Source organism: Stenotrophomonas sp. YJH_SMC_79 (assembly GCF_059367995.1).
In genome coordinates, this window is the sequence record NZ_JCAFRK010000001.1 from 130,804 (window position 1) to 149,690 (window position 18,887).

17 protein-coding genes and 1 tRNA gene are annotated in these 18,887 nt (G+C 62.7%); 6 read left to right on the top strand and 12 right to left on the bottom strand.

The window, feature by feature from the left end:
- Positions 1-507: 507 nt before the first annotated feature.
- The 3 genes from AC5P57_RS00655 to AC5P57_RS00665 all read right to left on the bottom strand — a co-directional run bounded on the left by AC5P57_RS00655 (position 508) and on the right by AC5P57_RS00665 (position 3,566).
- Positions 508-2,007 carry a hypothetical protein gene (locus AC5P57_RS00655; RefSeq protein ID WP_495219412.1) on the bottom strand — a complete coding sequence of 500 codons (1,500 nt, stop codon included), beginning with the start codon at positions 2,005-2,007 and terminating at the stop codon, positions 508-510.
- Between the two features lie 187 nt (positions 2,008-2,194).
- On the bottom strand, positions 2,195-2,725 hold the full coding sequence (locus tag AC5P57_RS00660; RefSeq protein WP_262235990.1) for a hypothetical protein: 531 nt from the start codon (positions 2,723-2,725) through the stop codon (positions 2,195-2,197).
- A 28-nt stretch (positions 2,726-2,753) separates the two neighbouring features.
- On the bottom strand, positions 2,754-3,566 hold the full coding sequence (locus AC5P57_RS00665; protein ID WP_262235991.1) for an AbiJ-NTD4 domain-containing protein: 813 nt from the start codon (positions 3,564-3,566) through the stop codon (positions 2,754-2,756).
- 81 nt (positions 3,567-3,647) lie between these two features.
- Here AC5P57_RS00665 and AC5P57_RS00670 point away from each other — a divergent pair, with 81 nt between their 5' ends.
- The gene (locus AC5P57_RS00670) at positions 3,648-3,941 is read left to right on the top strand and encodes a hypothetical protein (RefSeq protein ID WP_262235992.1); all 294 of its coding nucleotides are present in this window, start codon (positions 3,648-3,650) and stop codon (positions 3,939-3,941) included.
- 59 nt (positions 3,942-4,000) lie between these two features.
- Here the strand turns inward: AC5P57_RS00670 and AC5P57_RS00675 are convergent, their stop codons facing one another.
- Positions 4,001-4,360 (bottom strand): hypothetical protein, encoded by a 360-nt coding sequence (locus AC5P57_RS00675; RefSeq protein ID WP_262235993.1) that lies wholly within the window; start codon positions 4,358-4,360, stop codon positions 4,001-4,003.
- Positions 4,361-4,577: 217 nt separating this feature from the next.
- On the opposite strand from AC5P57_RS00675, the gene mobQ reads away from it, so the two are divergent.
- Complete coding sequence (gene mobQ / locus AC5P57_RS00680; RefSeq protein WP_262235994.1) at positions 4,578-6,119, top strand: MobQ family relaxase; 1,542 nt, start codon at positions 4,578-4,580, stop codon at positions 6,117-6,119.
- A 511-nt stretch (positions 6,120-6,630) separates the two neighbouring features.
- On the opposite strand, the gene AC5P57_RS00685 is transcribed toward mobQ, so the two are convergent.
- The 4 genes from AC5P57_RS00685 to AC5P57_RS00700 all read right to left on the bottom strand — a co-directional run bounded on the left by AC5P57_RS00685 (position 6,631) and on the right by AC5P57_RS00700 (position 10,770).
- Complete coding sequence (locus AC5P57_RS00685; protein WP_070490115.1) at positions 6,631-7,422, bottom strand: NYN domain-containing protein; 792 nt, start codon at positions 7,420-7,422, stop codon at positions 6,631-6,633.
- A 10-nt stretch (positions 7,423-7,432) separates the two neighbouring features.
- Positions 7,433-8,929 carry a restriction endonuclease gene (locus AC5P57_RS00690; protein WP_220387714.1) on the bottom strand — a complete coding sequence of 499 codons (1,497 nt, stop codon included), beginning with the start codon at positions 8,927-8,929 and terminating at the stop codon, positions 7,433-7,435.
- A 161-nt stretch (positions 8,930-9,090) separates the two neighbouring features.
- A complete protein-coding gene (locus tag AC5P57_RS00695) occupies positions 9,091-10,593 on the bottom strand; it encodes a site-specific integrase (protein ID WP_262235996.1) in 1,503 nt (500 codons plus the stop codon).
- Between the two features lie 84 nt (positions 10,594-10,677).
- A tRNA-Ser gene (locus AC5P57_RS00700) sits at positions 10,678-10,770 on the bottom strand.
- A 162-nt stretch (positions 10,771-10,932) separates the two neighbouring features.
- Between AC5P57_RS00700 and dnaX the strand changes: the two genes are divergently transcribed.
- From dnaX to AC5P57_RS00720, 4 genes are all read left to right on the top strand, one after another.
- Complete coding sequence (dnaX, locus tag AC5P57_RS00705) at positions 10,933-12,960, top strand: DNA polymerase III subunit gamma/tau (protein WP_262235998.1); 2,028 nt, start codon at positions 10,933-10,935, stop codon at positions 12,958-12,960.
- A gap of 6 nt (positions 12,961-12,966) precedes the next feature.
- Positions 12,967-13,287: a YbaB/EbfC family nucleoid-associated protein gene (locus tag AC5P57_RS00710; protein WP_004154630.1), complete on the top strand. Its 321-nt coding sequence runs from the start codon at positions 12,967-12,969 to the stop codon at positions 13,285-13,287.
- 82 nt (positions 13,288-13,369) lie between these two features.
- On the top strand, positions 13,370-13,969 hold the full coding sequence (gene recR / locus AC5P57_RS00715; RefSeq protein WP_262235999.1) for a recombination mediator RecR: 600 nt from the start codon (positions 13,370-13,372) through the stop codon (positions 13,967-13,969).
- A 66-nt stretch (positions 13,970-14,035) separates the two neighbouring features.
- Positions 14,036-14,395, top strand: a complete 360-nt coding sequence (locus AC5P57_RS00720; protein WP_014646179.1) for a histidine triad nucleotide-binding protein — start codon at positions 14,036-14,038, stop codon at positions 14,393-14,395.
- 99 nt (positions 14,396-14,494) lie between these two features.
- Here the strand turns inward: AC5P57_RS00720 and AC5P57_RS00725 are convergent, their stop codons facing one another.
- Genes AC5P57_RS00725 through AC5P57_RS00740 form a run of 4 tightly spaced genes read right to left on the bottom strand, consistent with a single transcriptional unit; the run spans position 14,495 to position 18,861 of the window.
- On the bottom strand, positions 14,495-15,022 hold the full coding sequence (locus AC5P57_RS00725) for a Slp family lipoprotein (RefSeq protein ID WP_008265847.1): 528 nt from the start codon (positions 15,020-15,022) through the stop codon (positions 14,495-14,497).
- A complete protein-coding gene (locus AC5P57_RS00730; RefSeq protein ID WP_262236000.1) occupies positions 15,019-16,968 on the bottom strand; it encodes a transglutaminase TgpA family protein in 1,950 nt (649 codons plus the stop codon). Before AC5P57_RS00730 ends, AC5P57_RS00725 begins: the two co-directional genes overlap by 4 nt.
- Positions 16,961-17,905, bottom strand: coding sequence for a DUF58 domain-containing protein (locus tag AC5P57_RS00735; RefSeq protein WP_262236001.1), 945 nt, complete (start codon positions 17,903-17,905; stop codon positions 16,961-16,963). Before AC5P57_RS00735 ends, AC5P57_RS00730 begins: the two co-directional genes overlap by 8 nt.
- Before the next feature lie 2 nt (positions 17,906-17,907).
- Complete coding sequence (locus tag AC5P57_RS00740) at positions 17,908-18,861, bottom strand: AAA family ATPase (RefSeq protein WP_099553832.1); 954 nt, start codon at positions 18,859-18,861, stop codon at positions 17,908-17,910.
- Positions 18,862-18,887 lie beyond the last annotated feature (26 nt).

An 18,887-nucleotide genomic window follows, 5' to 3' on the forward strand; every position in this document is an offset into this window, starting at 1 on the left:
GGCACACGCGTTCTGCCGATCTTCGCGTCGGCGAAGCTCGTCCTCTTTACGCAGCGCTATCTCTCGATCAAGGTTTGCTAGCTCTCGATCACGCTTGGCTTGGTAATCTGGGTCCGGCACGCACATCTTTGCCTGACTGAGCATCTAAGCCGTGCCGGCTTCCACCCCTTTTGACCAACTTGTCCCACTCCTCGTCGGCCCTCAGCATTGCCAATGCGTATCAGACGCTGTCGAACCTCGTTGGAGTCACGGGTTTCCAGGTTTCGGGCTTGGTCGCATTGCTCGCGGCTCTGCGCAACTTGTTCGCCAAGCCTTTCCACTTCTTTGCGAAAGCTGCGGTTACTGTCGCAAGCCGTCATGGCCAATGCCATGAGTAGGGCCGCGAGGGTTGGTGTGGTGGTGGTGCGTATGTTCATCCTTGAGTTGGTCGCGCCTTCTTATGGAATGTATGGTCCTGGCCTTGGGAGACTGAGTCTAGCAAAGCCGGGAGCAGTTCCTAATGGAGTGTCAGCTAAAGAAGTGGGCGAGATTTCGCATTGAGATGATGCGCGCGTCTTCATTGAATACGGGGAATCGCGAGACCACAAAATGCTTAATGGTCTGAGTGCCAGTGGCCTTACGAAGCAGGTCCTCGCGTCGTTCTTCCTTAATCAGTGCGCGTTTGAAGTAGCGAATAATTCGACGATTGTTGCGGACGAACTGGCGCAGGTTTGTCTCCATAAGTTCCCTGTCAAGACGTACGTTCTTGCATTGGAAGTTGTAGAGCTCCCCTTCGCGCCTTGCCACAACATCGAACTCCTTATGGTCTATCCGCTTGATGTCCAGAACCTCGAACCCAAGTGTAGGGAGCTGCTTCTCTAGTGTGTCTTCGAAGATAAAGCCTGACTTGATCTGGTAGCGTCGATTGCGTTCTAGGAGGTAGTCCCGCACCCGATAAGTAAAGCGCAGCAGCATCATCAGGTCAGAGTAGAAAACGCCCTGATGCTCGGCAAATGCAGCATAGGAGCCAATGAAGGGGTGTTTAACATCCGGGCGATAGACCAGCTTGGCCCGCCATGGCGCGCGATCGTAGCGAGTGAGAATCGATTTGAACGCATCGGCGGGTATGCGCAGATAGTAGTCGTCCTTGATGTAAGTCATTACCTCTTCGGTAAAACGACGCAGGTCTGCAAAGCCTTGGTCGGCCAAGCCATAGGGTTCGTAGCTTTTTGCAATCATCTGCTGCTGATGGCGAAGCTCAGGCGCGGACGTAATTTTTCGTCGATCAAAGGCGTCATCGGGTGGGGCCTCGGCATCGATCTCTGTGATGGACATGCGCTCTGCATCTAGGAAGTCGTCATCCAGTAGCGTTTCGGAACGCGGATCTACATCTAATAAGCCCGTCCCATCGGTCTGGCAGCGAAAGTCAGGAAACACTGCGAGCATCGTTAGTTTGTGGTGCAATCCTGTCAAGCCCCCAACGAACGAGAGTTCGATCGTATCGAATACTAGGCCGTAGAGCTCGCCGATACTCGGCCTGTTGTTGCCATGAGCGAGGTCCGTAAAGGCATACATTAGAGTATTAAGGTGGCCGCGCCTGGCTTGGAGGAATTTCGCGAGATCCACGTAGGTGCGCAACTTAGAAAACTGACCAGCAGCATCGGTATGATGGGTTTCGAGAAGGTTGCGCAGGAAGGTGACATGCGTCAGCAATTTGCGCGCGCGTATGGAAACACCTGCGTCAAAGTGCTTCTCTAATGTTGACATCAGTAGGGCGTGATCTTGACCGATGTCCTGTTCCAGCGCTGCTCTGAGCGTTGGATTGAATCGAGCGGCCATTTCAATATTGATAAATTCCTCAACGCTCCGGGTGATATTTTGGAGGGAAGCTAGTGTTGTAGGGCCATGTAGGTGCGCTATCTTGTCAGTCGTGTATTGCGTGATAAGGCCTAGATTCTCTTCAATAATTTCCTGAAGTGGCTGGCCCCCAATCCATCGATGTGCTGTGTCCATATCGCGTTGTTCCATGCGTCGTGCTTGATAAGCGTTGATATATGATTCCAATGCGAGCTCGGCGAGTATTTTGGCCCGCCAGGCTTGTGTCGCTTGAAGGCTCTCCCGGAACGGGGGCTGGGTTGCCAATTTGCGCGGGGGCTTAGGCGCACTCGCAGTAGAGATCACTGTTCATTTAATTTCCTTGGAGGTTTGCCGCGCATCAGCGGAGTCCTAAAGCCTTGTTGAGCGAGGATGAAGACTTGGTGGATTCGCCCTGCTGAGAGTTGAAAACACCTTTGACGTGCAAGTCCCTTAGGAAGCGCGTCTCCTTGGTGTTGATGAGGTTGGGGTTTTTCTCAATCGCCGCCGCGATCAACCAGCGCTCCAGAAAGGATAAGGACTTGAGTTTTCCTGATGGTCGCTTCCGGAACCTCCCGCCTGGCGTCCGCGCGGGGATGAGGAAAAGGACAGGAACTCCTGCACCCTTTTGCCCTAGCACATGGTTGTAGTTGGTGATGTTGCTCGGATTTAGCGCTTCGCCAAGGAGTGATGTCTTACAAGCTTGCCCCACATACCAAGGTGTGATTCCTCCGCCGGCTCGCTTGCCGAATACGTAGCAGCCGCAGGCTCCTGAAAGGCCTTCCTCCCATTCCTCGATTTCTTCCTTCAGGATCTTTGCTGACTCTTTGGTGATGATGTTGTTGCTTCCGTGCCGAGTGATTTCGAACGGCCCCGCGACGTCAAAGTTCATTGCTTATCCGATTGGTGATACAGGGAGATTATGGCCGGAGAGCCCCATGCTTCCGGGCAAGATACCGGCACAGGACACCAGAAAGGCCAACCATCAGCTCGGCCTCTTCGAAAGTGGGCTCCTTTCCTTCAAGAAGATGTCGACCCGTGTTGGACGAGTATCCCCACATCTTGGCGACAACGGCGTCCAGTGGGCTGGGGAATAGGTCTCGGTTTCTTTTGACAACATCGCCCAGGGTGTCCTCCGTCACCGCACAGTCTCTGGAGGTGCACTCCAAGGCAGCTAGTGCGTGCTGAATCGCACCGGTGATGTCTGGATTTTGGCGTCTGGAAAGGTCTTGCAAGGCTTCATGGAGCTGTTTGGCGGTGGTCTGCTTGCCGGCGCTCCAGAGTTTGTCCCTGCCTTCTCGGACCGCCTGCTCGAACACCTCAGAGCCGCGCATAGTGATTTCAACGCCAATCAGCTGCCAGCCAATACCTGCCTTTCGGAAGACCTTGTTCACAGAGTCGGCGAACACGTCGAGCGGAGACCGATCTCCGAATCGTCCGGGTCGCCGCTGGAGTGCCTGGGCAAGATGCTCGATCACCTCATAGACCTCAAACCAGTGACAGTTCTCTAGCAGCTGGTTTGCTTCATCGATGACGTTGGGATCGCTCCAGTTGTTTGGGTCAGTTGGCTCTGAAAGCGCCTCGCAGACAATCTGGCGCATTTCTTTAGGCTGGAGTCCGGCCCTGCCAGCAGCCACGCTTACCGAGCCCCTGAGCACATCGGGTGCATCCTCCCGGATCGTGACGTCCGGCTCTGGCGCTGTGTAGCCAAAACGTTCAGAAAAAGGCTTCATAGCAATCCCTGCTGAGCTCTTGCTTCAAGGTCGGAGTCTACGATTTGTAGCGGCTTTGTGAAAGGTGGCACCAGCATCAGCGTGAAGACTGTCAAGAGGAAAGGACCTCCTGGGCTCAGCTACACCGCGCAGATCAGCGCCAAGCACGCTGACGAACCTGTCGACCAGTTCTTCTTCATGAGCTATGAGATTGCCGCAAGAAAGATGTGGCTGTTGGGTGGGATTGATCGCAATGGGTTTCTAGACCGGGCGCGTCACTATCAAGCTGGCGAGGCTGTGCACCAGAACTACGTCATTCGGCCTGGTCACGAGATCTACAACATCGAGATCGGGCTCCTCGTCGATCCAAAGCTCTGGCTGAGATCTGTTGCTTAAACAATGGCAGATACGTGAAGCGGCGGCCAATGCCGCCGCCTTTCCTCGGAGGGTAGACTTCAGATTACGCGGGGCGTTCCCTCTTTAGAGTGTGCACTCTCCTCGGAAACTTCAGCGCCAATCGTCTTGTTTTGTGCGTTGTTCGCGTCTTGCTGTTTGGCAGCATCGCGGATTACTTCGCAATCTTTCCCCAGTTCCTTGAGGACAGGATCGGTCATCTCTTTGACATTCCCTGAGCTCTTGACCTTGTCAACAGGATTGGGGGTGCCCGGCTCCCTGAGCGATTCGCATGCTTCGTGAATGTCGTCGAGGGGAGGGAGCTTCCTGAGATCCTTTTCCGCGGCTGCCTCAACCGCTCGGTCAAGCGTTTCAATGTGATCCTGGCGTGTCCTTTCATCGGCACTTTTGTTGCTGGCCACGTTATCTGTCCTTGCTCTTGTTGTAGAAGCCTAGGAATTTACTGAATTTTCAAGTCGATTCAATATTTTGGTACATCTTTTTTTCGGAGCAAGAGCGCACTTAGGCATCCTGACGGATGCGTGCGCCAAGGGCTCCGCCCCTGGGACCCCAAGCCTCTGCGAGGCTTGCCAACGGCAAAAGCTGGTTCATAAAGAACCTGTCTTCACAGGAGTCTTTATGGCCATCTTCCACACCTCAATCAAAACCTTCAGCCGAGGCAAAGGACAATCCGCCGTCGCCGCAGCCGCTTATCGTGGCGGTCTGCTGTTGTCCGATTTTGTCACTGGTCAGCAGCACGACTACCGCCGCCGTAGTGGTGTCGTTGAGAGCTTCTGTCTTGCTCCGCCAGACGCTCCCCAATGGGCCTTGGACCCCCGGGAGCTATGGGCAGTCGCAGAGGCTGCGGAGCGGCGGAAAGACTCGACTGTAGCGAGGGAGTTTGAAGTCTCCTTACCCCATGAACTATCCGAAGAGCAGCGGGCGCACTTGGCGTTTGTCATCGCCGACGCGCTGGTCGATCGTTATGGGTTCGCTGTCCAGGCCAGCATCCATTCTCCTGGGACGCCTGATGGGCTCAATCACCATGTCCATATCCTGGCCACCACGCGCCGCCTCGGACCTGAGGGATTCGGTGAGAAGACCAGGGAGCTGGACGTGGGGCCCTCAGGTAAGGTGCAAGTGCAATGGATTCGGGAAATGGTCGCAGCGGCAACCAACGCGCACTTGGAGGCGGCTGGGCTTACCGACACGATCGACCATCGCAGCCTGGCCGAACAAGCTCGGTCGGCGATAGAGCGGGGGGATGATCTGGCAGCTGCGGCGCTTTCTCGCGAACCGACCCAGCACCTGGGCAAGCGGGCAGCCGCGTTGGCCGGGAAGGGCGTAGCCACCGACAGGGTGAGCACAAACGAAGAAATTGCTCAGGACAACCAGGAGCACTTCGAATACTTGGTGCGCAAAGCCGGGCTGGAAGGAAAGCCCGCCCCAGTGCCTGGCCAAGAGGCCGCGAAGCAAAGTGGGCGAGTGCTCAATGCAGAAACCGCGGGGCTACCTGGGGGGCTGGAGATGCGAGGCGTATCCGGGATCCGGCTGCAGAACCTGCTCCTTTCGTCTCACGGGCATACGCCGGAACCGACGCCCATCAGCCTTGCCGAAAAGATTCTCGATGCACTGCGCGACGTGGACGAGATTTCCCGGGCTAGGGCAGACTTGGCCATGGAGAAGGTTCGCGATGCCTTGAGGTGGGCTCAGCGGCAGCTTTCCTCTCAAGGAGAATCCAGCGAGCTTCGGCAGTGGGTCACCAGAGCTTCGCTCCAGGTTCGTGCCCTTAAGTCCCTCATCATCAGCCGGGCTCGCAGGCTGCTTAACGTGAAGAGTGCAACCAGGCTGCGTCACATGGCCGAGCAGGAGTGGGAACGGTTCAACGCCGATTGTCCGCCGGGGTCGACCAGATACTCGAGGTCGGAGTGGACCCTGCGCCGAGGGCGGCGGCTTTCGGTTCTCGAGAAACATACAGCCGAGCTGAAGGCGGCTCAGGAGCGGGCATCGGAGGGAGAGCTGAATGCCATCGATGCTGAGATCCTTACCAAGGCTGAACTGCTTGCATCGTTGCCCCATCCCTCACAGGCTGTCGCTCCTACGCTCGCTGAGCCGAAGCAGGTGGCCTCGAGCGTCTTGGGTTCCGTCCCGTCGGTCCCCCGAGGGCCAACGTTCCACTGACCCTGTAAAAAACAAGCCCCGCGAATGCGGGGCTATTGTTCAATGGGGGCCGGTGCCCACCGATGGTTTTCGAGCCGGCAGTGGTTTCGCTGGCGGAAGGCCGCGAGACGCACGCCAAGCATCGGGTGAAGGGAAGCTCATCGGCACTTGGCTGCGGTCCACGCTCGCCGCTTGCGATACAGTGCTTCTCGTAGGAGCGTAGGCAAGGGGCTGACCTCCATGGCCTCCCTGCGATTCGGCGAATCGACGCAACAGTAATCTTGCGACATCCAGCGCATGTTGAACATCCAACTCACGCTCAGCAGCGTTGCGGGTGTTGTTTTCAGGCAACAAGGCTTGAAGAACCTGGCTGGCGATACGAAGTTCGACGTTTGCTGGCATTTGTAATTCATCTGTTGAAGGTTCTTCACATCGAAGCACCCAGACGGAAATGCGCAAGCGGATGATGACGCACCGCGTCACACATTTGCTGTTTGTATGCCTTGCCTTAAGCGTCGAGAGTTGCTGCGTTTCAGTCTTGTCTTGCTGGGCTGCTTTCCGGCGCGAGACTGACGGTCCACTGGCCTCCTTCCTGCCGGCGTAGGGTCAGCAGGTCATAGGTCTTCAGCATGCTGAGTAGGCCCGAATGCCCATAGGCATTGGGAGAGAAGGACGGGTCTGTTCGTTTGAGGTATTGGCCCAACGGCCCCAGTCCTACCTCGCCTTCTGAGGTGTCTCCAGCCAGCAGCGTGACCGCTTCCACCACGAACTTGGGACGGCGCTTGGGAAGCGGCTTGGTGTCGACTGCCGCGGGCTCAACTTTGTTGCCCTCCGCTTTGGCCGGTGATGCATTGGGTCGGTCTTCGCAGGGCTCGGCGACTGCTTTGCGCTCCCATTCGAAGAACTGATCGCAAGCGTTTCGCAGGGCCGCCGGCGTCTTGGGCTCGCCGACGATACAGACAGTCGCTCCGCGCTCCCGCAGCTTCCGGCACAGGTAAGCGAAGTCGGAGTCACTGGTCACCAGGCAGAAGGTGTCGGCGCGATGATCGAACAACGCCTCTTGAGCATCGAGAGCCAGGGCGATGTCGGAAGTGTTTTTTCCAGAGGCGTATTGGTATTGGAGGCAAGGGGTAAACGCCTGTTGGACGAGCACTTCCTGCCAGCGGTTCGCCAACGTGGCGTGGTTTCCATACCCGCGCCGCAGCACCACGCGCCCGAACTGAGCCACCATCAGCAGGGCGTGCTCTACGATCTCGGGACTGACGTTGTCGCAATCGACCAAAACGGCCACTTTGGTGTCGTGAGGGACTGATCCGTTAGCCATGTTCTTGTCCTTAAGCTGCGATGCGTGCATCCAAGCCGGCGTGTTCCCTCAGCAAATAGAGCAGACCACCCCCGTCGATCAGCTCAATGGGCTTGTCTTTGGCAAAGTTGAAGGCTTCGGTGCCGTAGCCGCTGGTGCAAACCAAGATGCCCTTGCTGGCACCTTCGTTGAGCATGGTCCCGTAAAGATCGCGAACCGCGCTGACCCCTACGGTGTCCCGATAGCGCTTGGCCTGTATGACGACCTTCCCGCCCAAGACGGGCCGGGTGTCAAAGGCCACCGCATCGACTCCGCCATCGCGGGAGCTCCGGGTCAGTTTCGTGTCCAGCCCCATCCGACTGAACAGGTTGGAGACGAGTGCTTCGAACTCGCTGGGGGTCAGATCCAGAAGGTTGGGGCGCGATTCAAGGCCTGAGAGCACGTCCGATTGCGCGATGAAGCGCTTGTCGACCATGTTGAATTCGACGATTGGTTTGATGGCCTGCAGTTCATCGGGCCTGTTTGAGACCTGAGCACCCAGGCTGCGCAGGCATGCAACCTTTTCCACGCGTTCAAGCCGCAGCTGAAGGAAGGCGGCCTTTGTTGCGCGGACGGACACCACCGGCACCCGAACCTCTTGGCCGGTGGTGGGATCGTGGGTGTCCACCACGCCATTGAAGGTCACCAGCGCCAATGCGTTTGCTTGATCGGCCTCAAAGGCTTCGTGCAAGGTCCTCAGCGCGATTGAGGCAATGATGTCCTGGTAGAGCGATTTGATGTCACTGGCCTTGCGCGCCTTGGAGTCGATCGCATCGCGTGTTTTGACGTAGCGATAATCGGCTTCGGTGGGGACGACGCCCACCTCGGGCAGGTCATACTCAATGACCAACTCCTTGGATGCCTCGGCATAGGCCAGCTTGAACGCCTGAGGGAAGCCCTCGGAGGGGTATTCGGAGCGCGTGAGCACCATGTCGTTGTAGGCCACGACGGCATCAGGCTCGTGAGCCAGGTAGGCGCTCTGAAACTCATCCACTTCAGCGTTTCGGCGACCAACGTCAGCCTCATAGAGCGCGCGTTCGGTCTCGTGTTGGGCCCGTAGATCGGCCAGCCGTTGCTTCTTTTGCGCTTCTGCGCGATGGAACTGTTCGAGAGCCTGCTGGTGGGCATGATGGGCCGCCGCCTGGGCTGCCAAGTGCCGCTTTGCGGCGCCGGGCCAAAAGCGTGAGAAGCCGGTGGGGCCCGGAACCTCGACCTCGACCGGCGCCAACCCCGGAACCAAGTCCTTGGGCACCTTGAAGCCGGGATAGGGATCGGTGTGACGCAGGCTGTCGAAGCTGATGGTGTCGTTCACCGACAGGGTGTGAAGGAGCAGGCCCTCCAGTTCCTCCAGCCGGTCTTTGAGCTCGGCGTTGAGGTCGTCTGCCTCAGCTTGGCGGTCTTGGAGGTATTCGGCTTTGGCCAAGCGCGCAGCTTCCTTCTCCTGCTTCTCCAGGGCGCGCAGCTCGCGCATCTGCTGTGCAGCGGCCATGCGTTCATGGCGCTCCAACTGCCTCAGTTGCGTCGCTTGCATCCGCTGCTGGCGCTTGCTTTCGCGTTGCGCTGCCGCCGCTGCCCGGCCGGCTGCCCGCAGAAACCCTTCTAGGCCGCTCCGTCGTCCCATACATCCCCCTGATGTCGAATATCTAAAGACTAACCTGTCGACGTCCTTCTAACGCGCTTTCTGGGCGTTTGGTCGTTCAAAAGGGCGCGCAGCGCAGGCAGGTTCAAGCCAAAATCCAGCACCGCCAGGCCCGGGGTGTTCTTTCCAGGCCCATGCAGCTTCTCGTGGGCAGTGAACTCGCGGCTATACGTCGCGTGGTGCTCGTCGTCCAACTCGTGCCCCACCACCTGGGCCCGCAGCTCTGACGGTACGCCCGCCCCTTGGAGCGACTGAATGACGGTTTTCCGGAGCGAATGGAAGCCGCGCTTGCCGGGCGTCCAGTTCTTGCCTACGGCTTCCAGGTGGCGGCCGAACGCCTTGGTGATCCAATTTCCGGCGCCGTTCTTGGCATCCGGTTTGGCGGCCGGGAACAGCCGCTTTGCCTCTGCCGCCCTTAACCCCTCAACCCATTCCTTAAACCCGAGGGTCAGCAGATCAGGGTGAACAGGGACGGTTCGGATGCTGGCATCGGATTTGAGCTTCTGATGCTCCCCTTCGTCGGACATGTGGATGCAGAGCAATCCCGCCTCCTCGGTGACATCGCTGGGAAGCAGTTGGCCCACCTCGGCGGCACGAGCGCCGGTGTAAAGACCGATAACCGCCGCCCAGCGGGCCGAAAGCGCCAGTCGCTCGAAGGCGGCTGGCGCAAAGAGGGCTTGGACTTGGTGGGTGTCGTAAGGCTTGAAGCCGAACTTTCGCCGGGCTCGCTTCTCCCGGATGGAGTAGCTGACGTGCCCAGCGGCAACATTGTCGCCCCTGGGGTAGTAGCCCGAGGCCATGGCCCATTCGAAGAAGCCGCCTTTGCCCCCAATGTAAGACTGCTTGTTGGTCAGGGTGGGGGTGGACGAGCCCTCTTCGCGCATGTGCTGATACCAGCGGGCCAAGTCCGTGCGCGTCAGCGTGTGGAGCTTGGTCTTGTTCCCGAGGAAGCCGACCAAGGAAACGATGGCCGTGCGCTTGATCGTCCAGGTCTTGGGCAGCGTGTTGCCCTTGAGCGTGGCCAGCCAAGCATCGCAGGCGTCTTCGAGGGTGATGGGGGGCAGTTTGGACTTCGGGACTGGCGCCAGGGCGGGGGAGGGGGCGCCGTTGACGGCGTCCAGCAACGGGTCTGCGCCCTGGCGTTGCATCTTCTGGAAAAGCCGCAGGTCTTCCTCGTTGTCGATCTGCCAGCGCTCGGTGACCGTGCCATTGGCGGCGCGGGACCGGTGAAGGATCAATTCCTTCAGGTTGTCGGATTGGGTCAGGCGGGCGATCAGTTCATCGGCCTCGCGCTTGCTCAGCTTGTCCACGCGTTGGTCCCTCAACACATCGAAGGCCTGAGCATAGCCCGCAGCCAGGGCCAGTGCGCGCAGCCTGGCCGTGGGCAGGTCGCGGGTGCGCAACGTGCGCTTGAAGACGCGTCGGCCAACCACGCCTTGAAGGTCGGTAGGGACGCGTTGCCGGAAGGCCCAAAGGCCAGTAGGAGAGCGGGTGAGGTGATGGGGGATGCGCATCGAGAGATGTGTCCCGATTTGTGTCCCGCCGAAGGTCACGCCAGAAAAGCAAAAACCCCTGCGTAAACAGGGGTTTGCATTATCTGGCGGAGAGAGGGGGATTCGAACCCCCGAAGCGCGGTTTAGACGCTTACACACTTTCCAGGCGTGCTCCTTCAACCACTCGGACACCTCTCCGGATCCCTGCCATCGGCAAACGCCTCAGCAGGGGCGCAGATTCTAGCGGGCTGCGCGACACTTCACAAGCACCCCGGCCAGGAACCTGCGAAGGGCGTGCCGGGGGCGAGGGGGCTGGACAGGCATGGCACAATGGAACATCCGATGGAAAACGGTGGCCTGATGTCCTATCTCGTCCTTGCCCGCAAGTGGCGTCCGAAGCGTTTTGCCGAGCTGGTGGGCCAGGAACACGTGGTCCGTGCGCTCAGCAACGCGCTGGACAGCGGCCGGGTCCACCATGCGTTCCTGTTCACCGGTACCCGCGGCGTGGGCAAGACCACCATTGCGCGCATCTTCGCCAAGTCGCTCAACTGCGAGCAGGGCATCAGCGCCGACCCGTGCGGCCAGTGCGCGGCCTGCCTGGACATCGACGCCGGCCGCTACATCGATCTGCTGGAAATCGACGCCGCGTCCAACACCGGCGTGGACGACGTGCGCGAGGTGATCGAGAACGCGCAGTACATGCCCTCGCGTGGCAAGTACAAGGTCTACCTGATCGACGAAGTGCACATGCTGTCCAAGGCGGCGTTCAACGCGCTGCTGAAGACGCTGGAAGAGCCGCCGGAGCACGTGAAGTTCCTGCTGGCCACCACCGACCCGCAGAAGCTGCCGGTCACCGTGCTCAGCCGCTGCCTGCAGTTCAACCTCAAGCGACTGGATGAGGATCAGATCCAGGGCCAGATGACCCGCATCCTGGCAGCAGAAGAGATCGAGGCTGACGGCAGCGCCATCGTGCAGCTGGCCAAGGCCGCCGATGGCAGCCTGCGTGACGGCCTGTCGCTGCTGGACCAGGCGATCGCCTACGCTGGTGGTGCACTGCGCGAGGACGTGGTGCGCACGATGCTGGGCACCGTCGACCGCACCCAGGTGGCGGCGATGCTCGATGCGCTGGCCGAGGGCGATGGCCCGCGCCTGCTGCAGGTGGTGGCTGCCCTGGCCGAGTTCTCACCGGACTGGAGTGGTGTGCTGGAGGCGCTGGCCGAAGGTCTGCACCGCATCCAGGTGCAGCAGCTGGTACCGGGTGCGGCCGTTGCCGAAGGCCTGGATGCCACCGCGTTTGCCGAGCGCCTGCGCCCGGAAGTGGTGCAGCTCTGGTACCAGATGGCCTTGAATGGCCGTCGCGATCTGCCACTGGCACCGAGCCCGCGTGCGGGCTTTGAAATGGCTGTGCTGCGCATGCTGGCGTTCCGTCCGGCTGCTGCGGTACCGCCGGTGCCGAAGTCGGTTGAAGGCGCCGCAGGCGGCAACGTTGCCGGTGGAAACAGCGGCGCGGGTACCCACGAAGCGACGCCGGCCGCTGCCGCCGCTCCGGCGGGCCCGGCCCCGGCGACGCAGGTGGCCGCGCCGTCCCAGGCTGCGCCGCGGGAACCTGACCCCGAACCCGAGCCGGCCCCGCAGCCCGAACCTGACCCAACGCCGGAACCCGAGCCGGTTCCGGTGGAAGAGCCCGTGTCGCCGCCGCCGGTAAAGGCCGAAGCAGAGACGCCGCCGCCGGCCGCTGAAGCAGAAGCGAGCGACGACCTGCCGCCGTGGGCGACCGATGAAGCCGAGGCGCGTGACGAGGCACTGGCGGCCGAGATGGCTGGGCCGGACGCCGCCATGGTGGCGCCCTGGCATGAGTCGCCGGCTTCCGTCGCGGCTCCCAGCGAGCCTGCGCCGCCCGAGCGCCCGTTCCGCACTGAAGGCATCGCCATCGCGCCGGCCGCGCCGGTCCCGGCGCGTGATACCGCGCCGCAGGAAGGTGTCAGCGAGCTGGCCACGGCCGAGGACTGGCTGGATCTGGTCGCCAACAGCGGCCTGAGCGGCCCGTCGCGGCAGCTGGCGGCCAACGCTGCCTTCATCAGTTGCCAGCACGGGACCTTGAAACTGGGCCTTTCGCCCGGATTTGAATACCTGCGCTCGGAGCGCGCGCTGGCCGCCCTGGGCGAGATGCTGGAGAAGGCCCTTGGCCAGGCGCCGAAGATCGTGGTCGAGACCGTGGAAACCGAACACGTTCCGGCCGAGACCCTGCACCAGCGCGCCGACCGCCAGCGTGGCGAGCGGCAGCAGGAAGCAGAGGCCGTTTTCATGGATGACCCGGAAGTGCAGGTGCTGATCCAACAGCACGGCGCCCGGGTTGTTTCCGATTCCATCCGTTCTTTTGACGAGTAAGACACCATGCGCGGAAACATCGCCCAACTGATGCAGCAGGCCCAGAAGATGCAGGAAAACCTGCAGAAGGCCCAGGAAGAGATCGCCAAGATCGAAGTGACCGGCAGCGCCGGTGGCGGCATGGTCAGCGTGACCCTGACCGGCGCCAAGGAATGCCGCAAGGTGCGCATCGACCCGTCGCTGGCCAGCGACCCGGAGATGCTGGAAGACCTGATCGCCGCCGCTTTCAATGACGCCTCGAACAAGATCGATGCCGAGTCGAAGTCGAAGATGGGTTCGGCCACCGCCGGCATGCAGCTGCCGCCGGGCATGAAGCTGCCGTTCTGATTTTCGGCGTGGCACCCGTGCAAGCGGGTGCCACAGAACCTGTAGCCGTCGAGCCTGCTCGACGCCATGAAAGCATGCCGCCGTGTCCGCACCCCTGCTTGAACAATTGATCGACGCGTTGCGGGTGCTGCCTGGCGTCGGCCAGAAGACGGCGCAGCGCATGGCCTACCACCTGCTCGAGCGCGAGCGCGAAGGTGGCCAGCGTCTGGCCGAGACACTGGCATTGGCGGTGGAGCGCATCGGCCACTGCGCGCAGTGCCGCGATTTCAGCGAAACCGAGCTGTGCCCGACCTGTGTCAACAGCAGTCGCGAGCGCAGCCAGCTGTGCGTGGTCGAATCGCCGGCCGACCGCCTGGCCATCGAAAACGCCACCGGTTTCCGCGGTGTCTACTTCGTGCTGCAGGGGCGGCTGTCGCCGCTGGATGGCATCGGCCCGCGCGAGCTGGGCCTGGAGCAGTTGGAGCGACGGCTGGCCGAAGGCGAGGTGCAGGAGTTGATCATCGCCACCAGCGCCACTGTCGAGGGCGAGGCCACCGCGCATTACCTGGCGCAGCTGGCGCGCGCAGGCAAGGTGCGGCCCAGCCGCCTGGCGCAGGGCCTGCCGCTGGGCGGCGAACTGGAGTACGTCGATCGTGGCACGCTGTCGCATGCGTTCGGGACGCGCAGCGAATTCCGCGATTGAGCAACGGCCGGCATGGCCGGGCGTGAGCGGCCTACAATGCGGGAGACATCCCCGCCGAGGCCGACCATGAGCAACGAAACCCTCTTCAGCAAGATCATCCGTCGCGAGATCCCGGCCACCATCGTCTACGAGGATGACGAGGTGCTGGGCTTCAAGGACATCGCACCGCAGGCGCCGGTGCACGTGCTGTTCATTCCGAAGAACGAGATCATTCCGACCCTGGATGACCTGCAGCCGTCGCAGGCGCACCTGATCGGGAAGCTGGCGCTGGCTGCCGCCGAGTACGCGCGCCGCGAGGGCTTCGCACAGGACGGCTACCGCATCGTGATGAACTGCCGCGAGGATGCCGGGCAGACCGTGTTCCATATCCACATGCACCTGCTGGCCGGTGCGCCGCTGGGGCATTTCGGTACGCCGGGGCGTTGAAGCCCCTATCCACGCATGGCGTGGATCTACAGTGGCAGCTGCTGGATGAAAAAAGGCCGCCCGAGGGCGGCCTTTTCCGTCACGCGTGCCGGTTGGCGATCACCACCAGCCCCAGCGGCCGTAGCCACCCCAGTACGGGCCATACGGGCCAGGGCCCCAGGGGCCATAGGGGTAGGGCACCACGTCGACCTGGCGCTGTTCCGGCCACAGGTAGATCACATCGGCCGACAGCTTCGGCAGGCGGTAGTCGTAGTCCCCGATGCGGGTGTTCTGGTAGCCATCGATCTTGCCGATGAAGGTCACGTCACGGCCCGCCTCAAACACGGCCGGGTCGTAGAAGCCGGCGCGGCAGGCGATGAAGCGGCCGTCGCTGGCGTCGGACGAGGTGGTGTTCGGGCGGCCACTGGCGTTGAGCGGGCGCGAGATCATCTGGAAGCAGGTCTCGCCCTGGCCGGGCTTGGTTTCGATGATGCGACCGCCCCAACGGACCGGCGTGCCGACCTGCTGGGTGGCGACCGAGTCGCGCGGGGAGACCAGGCTGAACTGTCCCTGCAGCGGCTTGGGGGCCGTGGCGCAGGCCGACAGGGCCAGCGTGGCCACAGCGGTGAGGAGGAACTTGGTGTTCATGGGGAGGCTCCGGAAGTCGGGCGATGCCTGCGCAGGTCCCGCAATAATGAAGCGAGGTCGGTGCAAGTTCCAGCGTAACGCGCGTCGGCGAAACGCTGGCTGAGTGCGAGCAGGGCGGGATCGGAACGTTGGGCATGAACCCGCTGTGCCCAGTCCTGCGCGGTTTCGTGGGGGTGCCGTCCCAGCCCGAGGCGGGCATAGCGCCGGCCCAGCCCGCGCCAGGCACGCAGCAGCGGGTCACGTTCGCGCTCGCCCCGGGCCAGCAGCCAGGCCATCCACGCCAGGGCCAGCATCGTTGCCACCACGAAGCCAGCGACAAGTTGCGCAGGGCCAAGATCATCCAGCCCCAACGGCTTGAGCAGTTGCTGCTGGCGGCGTGCATCGAAGGAGAGCACCAGGTCGTTCCAGCCGCGGCGCAGCCAGTCGCCCATCTGCCCCAGCTGCTGCCAGCGTTGCTGCAGCGGGCTGTCGGTGCCTGCCTGCAGGCGGTCGTCGAGGGTATCAAGGATGCGTTCCGGTGCGACCGCAGCGGTAGGGTCGACCCTTACCCAGCCGCGCTGCGGCAGCCATACCTCGGCCCAGGCATGGGCGTCCATCCGCCGCACGATCCAGTAGTCGCCAAGGCGGTTGTAGGTGCCACCGGCAAAGCCGGTCACCACCCGCGCCGGAATGCCGGCATTGCGCATCAGTACCACGAAGGCGGAACTGAAGTGTTCGCAGAAGCCGGCCTTGTAGCCGAACAGGAACTCGTCGACCGGATCGCGTCCCGCCGGCGGCGTCTGCAGCGTGTAGGAGAAATCGGTGGTGATCCATTGCAGCGCGCGGCGAACGATGGCTTCGTCATCACCGCCGGCATCCTGCCGCCATTGCTGCGCCAGTGTGGCCGTGCGCGGGTTGAAGCCACTGGGCAACTGCAGCGCGGCCCGTCGCAGATAGGGCGACAGCGTGCTGTCGAAGCGTTGTGGGGGCGCTGAATGCAGTCGCCAACGGCTCAGCGACGCCAGTGACCGCTCGCTGCTCAGGCTCATGTCCGCATCCAGCGTGCTGCCCGCAGGGGCGCGGCTGGGCAGGTCCAGTGCCACCAGCTGGCGCCGGTCGGTGGGTTCGTAGTCGATCTGATAGTCCCAGCCCTGCGTGCCGGCCTCGACCATGGCCGCCGGCCGTCGATCGCTGGCGCGGTCGCGTGTCCAGCGCCGGCCATCGAAGGCGGTCAGTACCGGTCCCCGCCAGTAGCGTTGCATCGGCTCGGGTGCCGCACCGAAGAACTGCACGCGCAACGCCGGGGCATCGTCAGCCATCAGGTCCAGCCACTGGCCGGGCTCCATGCTGTCGGACAGCCCAGGCGTGCCGACGGCACGCTCGGGAACGCCCCACAGCGGCGTTGCCAGCCGCGGGAACAGCCAGAAGCAGGCCAATGCCAGTGGCAGGCCGATCGCCAGCAGGCGGCCAACGCCGCGCAGCTGCCCTCGCAGTGGCAGGTGGCCGGCGTGGCCTTCATCCCCGGCCAGGCGCTGCAGGGCGAGCAACGAGCTGATCCCCGCCAATGCGGCCAATCCGGTGGTCAGTGGTCCCTGGTCGAGCAGGAACGCCGCAAACGGGGAAAACAGCGCGAAGCCGAGCAGGCTGCGGGCATCGCGCCGGCTGCGCAGTTCGCTGGACTTGATCGCCAGCATCGCTGCCAGCAGGGCGCAACCGGTATCGCGCCCGGGTCGAACCATCCCCATCTGCCAGACGATGGCACCGAGCATGGCCAGCACCAGCAGCAGGCGCAGCGGCATGGACAGGACCTTCCGCCACGACAGAACCGCAGTCACGACCGCCGCGGCCGCGATCACGCCGGCCAGCAGGGGCGGCAACTGCAGCAGCAGCGGCAACAGCGCCAACGCCGCGCTGGCCAGGGTCCAGTTGCGGGCATTGCGGTCGAGCGAGGGCGTGGTCTCAGTCATGCGGCATCAATGCCAGTGCACGCAGGCACAGGTGGTGGTGGCTGGCACCCTGGCCTGGCCCGAACGGCGGGTGTGCAGGCAGCAGCAGGGTGTAGCGGCGGCCTTCGCGCTCGGCCATGTCGACCCATCGTGCCAATCGTGCGATGCGTGCTTCATGGCCCAGGGGGGCCAGCGTGCGCCAGTCGAGGATGACTTCGATGCCGACAGGCTTTTCGTACTCGCGCACCAGCAGGCTGTCGCGGCGTGCCGAGTGCTTCCATGAAATGCTGCGTGGTGCATCGCCCGCACGATAGGGCCGCAGCTGATGCAGTTCCTCGCCGCTGGCATGGGCGCGGGTGTGCAGCGGATCGTTGCCGCTTTCCGGCAGTGGAGGAGCCAGCGCCTCGGGTTGCGGATAGACCAGCAGCGCTTGTTCCGGCCACACCCACGACCATGCCCGCACCAGGCCCAGTGGCTGGGTGGTGGACAGGCGGATGCGTGGCAGTTCCAGCCAGCCGCGGCGTTCGCTGCGAACCTGCAGTTCCACTTCACCGCGGCCGTGTGCAGGCAGCGAGGTCCAGGCTTCGCTGTCACCCAGCTGCAGGTGCAGGCCGTGACGTGCGCGCGGATCGCGCAGTGACACGTCCACGCGCAGACGCAGTGGTTGTCCAGCCGGAACCGGTTCGGCGGAGATCGCGTCGATCTGTACGCCCGACAGCTGAAGGTGCGCGGCGATGGCGCTGGCGATCGCCGCTGCCGCCAGCAGCAGGGCCAGCAGCAACGCCGGGTTGTTGTTGTAGTTCAGTGCGCCCAGCAGCATGGCCGCCAGCAGCGTGGCGACGAACAGGCCGAAGCGGGTGGGCAGCACGTAGATGCGATGGCGGTCCAGGCGCTGCGGCAGTACTTCAGGCCTGCGCGGGCGTGCCAGCAGTTGCAATCGTGCCCAGCGTGTGGTCACCCTCAATCCACCGCAACGGTCTGCAGGATGGCCCGTGCCAGTGCCGGCCCCGAGCTGGACTCGGCTTCGGCCACCAGGCGATGACCGGCCACTGCCACGAACAGGGCCTGCACGTCCTCGGGCGCCACGTGGCTGCGGCCCAGCAGCAGTGCATGCGCCCTGGCCGCGCGCAGCAGCGCAAGGCCTGCACGCGGTGACAGGCCCACGCGCACGCCGGCGTGCTGGCGGCTGCGGGTCAGCAGGGCCTGCACGTAGTCGACCAGTGCATCGCTGGCATGGACCTGGCCGACGGCTTCACGCAGCGCGCGTACCTGGGTGTCATCCAGCTTCGGCACGGCACGTGCGATCAGGTCGCGGCGGTCTGTACCGCGCAGCAGTTCGCGTTCGGCCTGCGCACTGGGGTAGCCCATCGCCAGCCGCAGCAGGAAACGGTCCAGCTGCGAATCCGGCAGCGGGAAGGTACCGGACAGGTCCACCGGGTTCTGCGTGGCGATCACGAAGAACGGATCGGGCAGGGGGTGGGTCTGGCCATCCAGGGTGACCTGCTGTTCGGCCATCGCTTCCAGCAGCGCGCTCTGCGTGCGCGGCGGCGCACGGTTGATCTCATCGGCCAGCAGCACGTGCGTGAACACCGGTCCCGGATGGAACTGGAACTGGCGGCTGCCGGCTTCGTATACCGAGACGCCCAGTACATCGGCGGGCAGCAGGTCGGAGGTGAACTGCACGCGCTGGAAGCTGAGGCCCAGGCTGCTGGCCAACGCATGCGCCAGCGTGGTCTTGCCCAGGCCGGGTAGATCCTCGATCAGCAGATGACCGCCGGAAAGCAGGGCGACAAAGGCCAGCCTGACTTCCGGCACCTTGCCCAGCACCAGTGCGTTTACCTGATCCTGTGCCTCCCGCAGGGCCTGGCGCAGTTGATCGGTTAGCATGCTGGGATTGGGGGACGAGGCTGTCATGATCGTCTCAGGTCTGGAATCCATTC